This is a genomic window from Mesorhizobium sp. M1E.F.Ca.ET.063.01.1.1, from assembly GCF_003998155.1.
Classification (GTDB): domain Bacteria; phylum Pseudomonadota; class Alphaproteobacteria; order Rhizobiales; family Rhizobiaceae; genus Mesorhizobium.
The window spans coordinates 1-5,629 of the sequence record NZ_RZSC01000381.1 but is presented as its reverse complement, the minus strand read 5'-3'; the positions used below and the strand labels follow the sequence as shown (position 1 = coordinate 5,629).

The following is a 5,629-nucleotide window of genomic DNA, read 5'->3' as shown; positions in this document are numbered from 1 at the left end:
GTGCCGAAGCTGGTGGGGGAGGGGCTGGACATCTATCCCGGGCGCCTGCCGCTGGCCGAGGCCGTCGGACGCATAGAGGCCGTCTACAAGCCGTATCACGAGACGCTGAAGCGGCTGCTGACCAGAACCCATGCGAGGTTCGCCTATGCCGTGCTCATCGACTGCCATTCGATGCCGGCCAGCATCCGCGTCGGCGACAATGGCGTGCGGCCCGACTTCATCATCGGCGACCGTTTCGGCATTTCGGCAGCCGCGTCCCTCACCGAAAGGGCGATCGGCCTGCTCACCGGCATGGGCTACGCGGTCGCGCACAACAAGCCCTATGCCGGCGGTTTCATCACCGAGCATTACGGGCGGCCGGCACGTCATCTGCATGCGCTGCAGATCGAGGTCAATCGCGGGCTTTACATGAACGAGCGGACGTTCCAGAAATCGGCCGGCTTCGACGCTTTAGCCGACGACCTGACGCGCTTTTCGGCCGAACTGGTGGCGATGCCCGACCATCATTTCGTCGATCTGCCGCTTGCCGCGGAATGACAGCCGCGTTTGCGGTTCGCGGCTCAAAAAAAGACCGCATCGCTTTCACGACACGGTCGAAGTCTAGGGAGGAAACGCCCAAGGAGGGCATGGACAGGATAAGCTGTCCGAGAACAAAACTATTGTGCGATGCACAAATGTCAATCGACTTCGGGCTTTTTTAATTCAATATGATGTGCAAATTCCATTTCGACGGCCAAGGTGTGACATTCGGGCAACAAATGCGCGACGCCTGACCGGCTTTGCGTCTCTGGTCCGAGCAGAAAACAGCGGCTGCCGACAGCTGCCGTCATGGGGAGAGTGAGTTGGATATCAGCATCGATTTCATGCGGCGCATCGCACGTGCGGCCGCCGCCGAGACCCTGCCGCGCTTCCGCAGCCAGGGCGCGGTGGCCAACAAGCAGGCGGAAAGCTTCGACCCGGTGACGGAGGCCGACCGCGAGGCCGAGCGGGCGATCAGGGCGCTGATATCGGCGGAATACCCCGATCACGGCATTCTCGGCGAGGAGCATGGCAGCGAGAATATGTCGAGCCGGCATGTCTGGGTCATCGACCCGATCGACGGCACACGCGCCTTCATCTCCGGGCTGCCGGTGTGGGGAACGCTGGTCGGGCTGACCGTCGACGGCAACGCCGTCGCGGGCCTCATGTCGCAACCCTTCACCGGTGAGCTGTTCTATGCCAACGCGTCCGGCTCGCATTACGAAGGTCCGGGCGGCCCGCGCAAGCTTGCGACCCGCAAGACGACGGAGCTCGCCAAGGCGACGCTGTTCACCACCACGCCGGCACTCTACAAGGGCGAGGCGCGCAATCGCTACGATCGGTTCGAGAAGCAGGTGCAACTGGCCCGCTACGGCACCGACTGCTATGCCTTTGCCATGGTGGCCGCGGGAAACGTCGACATCGTCGCCGATCCAGGCCTGAAGCCTTATGACATCGTGGCGTTGATTCCGATCATCGAGAAGGCAGGCGGCGTCGTCACCACCTTCGAGGGCGGACCGGCGGAGAAGGGCGGCGACATACTGGCGGCAGCGACGCCCGAACTGCACGCGGCAGCGATGGCGGCGCTGCGCGGCTGAGCTGCTCTCAGCCGTCGGCGGCCTGGGCGCCTGTGAGACGCAGGCCCCACAGGATGAGAGCGAAAGAGATCAGGCCGGTCGGCGCGGACGAATACGCCACGATCTTGATCACGGCTTCCTGAAGGGCGCTCCCGTGGAAAGTTCCGGCCGCCAACGGCATTGTCTCGTTGCCGGCTCCCCAGGCGCTGGCGATTATGTAGGCCGCCAGGATCGCCAAGGCCGAATAGATCAGCAGCCAGAACGCAACCCGCGACATCGCCGCGCCGAGATTGAGCCTTGGCCATGCCAGCCCCAGCGCCAAAAGGAGAACGCCCTGCAGGCCGCTTAGCGTGTGCGCGGACAGTCCGAGCCGCGGTGCGGCGAGATACGGTATTGCGAAGCCTTCGAATGACGAAAACAGCAGCAGGGCGACACCGATCTGCAGCAGGTGATGCCCCTGACGCGACAGCGTGTTCGATGCGTTCATGGCCGTTTCTCCCGATCTCTGACTGGCCCTGTGAGCTCTTAGGGCAGCAATTAGCGTTCGACGCCTGAACGGGAATAAGGGGTCGAACTGCGCCCGGACATGGTGGGGGGAGCCGGGCCAGCCGGATCGTGACGTTCGCGCCAGTCGGGGGCCGGCGCTCATTACCAGCGTGCCGGCAAAGCGGTCAAACAGCGTCGCCGGTTCCCGGAACGAAAGCGTCGAAGGCCGCAAGCAACTGCTCGCGGAAAAGATCCTTTTCCTGCAGGATCTCGTGATGCGCGCCGTCGATCATCAACAGCGACCCGACGCGCAACCGCCTGGCATAGGCTTCCACAGCCTTGGTCGAGACGACCTGGTCGGCGCCGGCGGCGACGATCAGCATCGGCACCTGGATCCTGGCCATGAAATCCGGATCGCTGACCGCCTCGGAGGCCTCGGCGGCGGCCTTCAGCCAGCGGATGGTCGGCCCGCCGAGCGCGAGCTGGGGCCAAGCCTTGTAGATGTCGGTGTTGCGCCGATAGCGCTCGGGGTCCGAGGTCACCTTGTTGGTTTCGAAGGGCGTCGGCAATTTCGGGCGCGGTCCCCAGGCGGCATAAAGCCTGCCGAGGCCCAGCGCGCAAAACACAGCGCAGACGCGTCGGACCGTGGAGATCGAAACCGGCGAGTCGGGTACAGCCAGGAAGGGTGCGATCAGCACCATGCGCCGTACCCGGTTGACCATTGAGGGCGAAGCAAGCAGTGCAATCACCGCCCCGGTCGAGTGGGCCAGGATGTAGTAGGGACCGCGGCAATCCGGCAGCACGATTTCCTCGAAAAATTGCTCGAGATCGCTTGTGTAGTCGCGGAAGCTGCGGACATAGCCACGCTGCCGGTCGCGCAGCAGGCGGCTGGAATCGCCCTGGCCGCGCCAGTCAAGGACGGCGACGCCGAAGCCGCGGTCGGCGAGGTTGCGGATGGTCTCGAAATATTTTTCGATGCACTCGTTGCGGCCGGTAAGCAGCACCACCGTGCCCTGCAGCGGGCGGGCGACCGCGCCGAAGACGCCATAGCGGATCTTCTTGCCGTCGCGGGTGGTGAAAAAGCCGCCGCCGGCATTTTCGGGCTGCGGATTGCCCTCGGTCTGGTGGAAAAGGTCCGTCATTCGGCGCTACGTTGATTGTTCTTTGCCCGAACGGGCCAGGCGTTGCCATGGTGATAGACGGCCATGGGCCAAAAGCAAAGGCGTTGCGGGGATCTGCGCTACCTGCCGTGAACCGAAACGGGAAGGCCGGAAGTGCCTGCGGCGCACTTCCGGCCTCTGTCGATCCGGGAGGAAGGGACGTTGCACCCGGTTCGGCCTCGTCGCGGCGCGCTCTCGGGGAGGGGCCGCTTGTCCGTCATCTTGGCCAAAGCTTAGCGTCGCGTGGCTGAACGGATGCCGAAGCTGCGGTTCATCTGGCGTTCATCGGGCGGAAAAATCGAACGGAAACTTGATCGCGCGAAGTTCTTGAAATGGCCTTTTGCGGTTCCCAAATTGAGGTTGCGGCCGCCAATGTCGGGGTCGCTGGCTCACCCGGACCGCCTTTCGAGGGTTTCGCACCGGGCCATACGCAAACCATGTTGCTCAACAGGAGAACACATCATGCGTCACGTTGATTTTTCCCCGCTTTATCGTTCGACCGTCGGCTTCGACCGGCTGTTCACCATGCTCGACTCGCTCGGCCAGCCCGAGAGCGCGCAGACCTATCCGCCCTATAACATCGAGCGCACCGGCGAGAACGCTTACCGCATCTCGATGGCGGTTGCCGGCTTCTCGGAAGACGAGATTTCGATCGAGGCGCACCGCAACGTGCTGACCGTCAAGGGCGAGCGCAAGGAAGAGGGCAATGGCGAGGGTTCCGAGCTGCTCTATCGCGGCATTGCCTCGCGGGCCTTCGAGCGCCGCTTCCAGCTCGCCGACCACGTCGAGGTCGAGGGCGCCACGCTGAAGAACGGCCTGCTCTTCGTCGACCTCAAGCGCAACATCCCCGAGGAGCTCAAGCCGCGCAAGATCGCGATCTCCTCGTCTTCGGACAAGGCCAAGCAGATCGAGGCCAAGGCCGCCGCGTAAGGCGCGCGCTCCATCCGTAAGATACGTCTCCCTCCCGAGACGGAAGCGGCGCCGAAGGGCGCCGCTTTTTTGTCGGCTATTCAACCAGCAAGTGACCCAGCCGGTCGATCTCTTCCGCCGTGGTCGCGAAGCTCGCGACGAAGCGATAGATCGCTTCGTTGTCGCCGAGATGGCCGTCAAACCCCTGCGGCACGCCCCATTCATAGAACTTGGCGCCGGCGGCCTGCAGCTTCTCGGCAACCGCGCGGTCGAGGATCGCGAACACTTCGTTGGCTTGCGGCAGCCAGGCGAGCCTGCCTGTTGGCGCATCCTCGATCGTTTCTGCCAAGTGAGCGGCCATCGCATTGGCATGGCGCGCCATCCTCAGCCACAAATCGTCGGTGAAATAGGCTTCGAACTGAGCCGAGATGAAGCGCGCCTTGGAAAAGGTCTGCCCGGCGCGCTGGCGAAGAAGGCGCAGATCGCGGCCGACTTCCGGGTTGAAGATCACCACCGCATCGGCCATCCAGCAGCCGTTCTTGGTGCCGCCGAAGGAGATGAGGTCGACGCCGCTCTTCCAGGTCATCTGCGCCGGCGTGACGTCGGTCGCGGCAATCGCGTTGGCGAAGCGCGCTCCGTCCATGTGCAGCGGCAGTTTATGGTGGCGGCTGACCTCGGCGATCGCCTTGACGTCGTCGACGGTGTAGACCGTGCCCACTTCGGTCGCCTGGGTGATCGTCACAGACATCGGCTGGCCGGCGGGAGCGAGATCCTGCGAATAGCGTTTTATGGCCTTGTCCAGAGCCTGGGGGTTCATGCGCCCCAACGGCCCCGGAACCGGCGCCATGCGCGCGCCGCCGGTGTAGAAACCCATCGCGCCGAATTCATCGACATTCATATGCGCTTCGGAGTGGCAAAGCGCGATGCCGCCGATACGGTTCAACGCCGCCATCGAAAGCGCGTTGGCTGCCGTGCCGGTCGCTACGAAGAACACCTGAACGTCCCGTTCGAAGATATCGCTGAAGCGGCGGTAGACCGCGCGATCGAGATCGCCGTCGCCATAGGCTGTCGCAATGCCGGCAGCGTGCCGTGAAAGGTTGGCCGAAATGTCGGGATGGACGCCCGCCCAGTTGTCGGATGCAAAGAACATCGAGAGGTCCGTATGGTGATTGGCAAAACGGGCGCGACTTGACTGCTTTGGCGCCGGAAGCGCAAGGGCCAGTCCTTGGCAAAGCGGTGAAGCCAGCCGGCGTCCCATATGACTGCGATCAAAGGTTGCGGTTCTTGACCTTGTCGCGAAATTTTGTGTCGCGGCACGCCCAAGTTTTTTGTGAATCGGTCTTGTGCAGGGTCCCGATTTCTGCCATAAAAAATTTAGGACAGTAGTGCTGTCTTATTTTGTCGCACAAAACAGGCTGGACTGGCGTATCATTCATGCCATTCCGGCCATTGTTGCGAGCGGCGGGTAGACGGCTCCCC

At 63.2% G+C, this 5,629-nt stretch carries 8 protein-coding genes; 3 read left to right on the top strand and 5 right to left on the bottom strand.

Annotation, left to right across the window (positions count from 1 at the left end; translation table 11 throughout):
- On the top strand, positions 1–537 hold a 537-nt coding region (locus tag EOA29_RS23175; RefSeq protein ID WP_189478963.1), incomplete at its 5' end, for an N-formylglutamate amidohydrolase.
- Positions 538–677: 140 nt separating this feature from the next.
- Here the strand turns inward: EOA29_RS23175 and EOA29_RS41605 are convergent.
- Entirely contained in the window at positions 678–830 is a 153-nt protein-coding gene (locus tag EOA29_RS41605) for a hypothetical protein (RefSeq protein ID WP_189478962.1), read from the bottom strand.
- 12 nt (positions 831–842) lie between these two features.
- On the opposite strand from EOA29_RS41605, the gene hisN reads away from it, so the two are divergent.
- Positions 843–1,616, top strand: a complete 774-nt coding sequence (hisN, locus tag EOA29_RS23170; RefSeq protein ID WP_126092124.1) for a histidinol-phosphatase — start codon at positions 843–845, stop codon at positions 1,614–1,616.
- A 7-nt stretch (positions 1,617–1,623) separates the two neighbouring features.
- On the opposite strand, the gene EOA29_RS23165 is transcribed toward hisN, so the two are convergent.
- Together EOA29_RS23165 and EOA29_RS23160 are read right to left on the bottom strand one after the other, a co-directional pair.
- Positions 1,624–2,082, bottom strand: a complete 459-nt coding sequence (locus tag EOA29_RS23165) for a hypothetical protein (protein ID WP_126092125.1) — start codon at positions 2,080–2,082, stop codon at positions 1,624–1,626.
- 184 nt (positions 2,083–2,266) lie between these two features.
- Positions 2,267–3,223, bottom strand: a complete 957-nt coding sequence (locus tag EOA29_RS23160; RefSeq protein ID WP_126092126.1) for an alpha/beta hydrolase — start codon at positions 3,221–3,223, stop codon at positions 2,267–2,269.
- 480 nt (positions 3,224–3,703) lie between these two features.
- Between EOA29_RS23160 and EOA29_RS23155 the strand changes: the two genes are divergently transcribed.
- A complete protein-coding gene (locus EOA29_RS23155; RefSeq protein WP_126092127.1) occupies positions 3,704–4,171 on the top strand; it encodes an Hsp20 family protein in 468 nt (155 codons plus the stop codon).
- A 76-nt stretch (positions 4,172–4,247) separates the two neighbouring features.
- Here EOA29_RS23155 and EOA29_RS23150 read toward each other — a convergent pair whose 3' ends face one another.
- Entirely contained in the window at positions 4,248–5,300 is a 1,053-nt protein-coding gene (locus EOA29_RS23150) for a low specificity L-threonine aldolase (RefSeq protein WP_127221609.1), read from the bottom strand.
- A gap of 118 nt (positions 5,301–5,418) precedes the next feature.
- On the bottom strand, positions 5,419–5,629 hold a 211-nt coding region (locus EOA29_RS42300), incomplete at its 5' end, for a hypothetical protein (protein WP_210213167.1).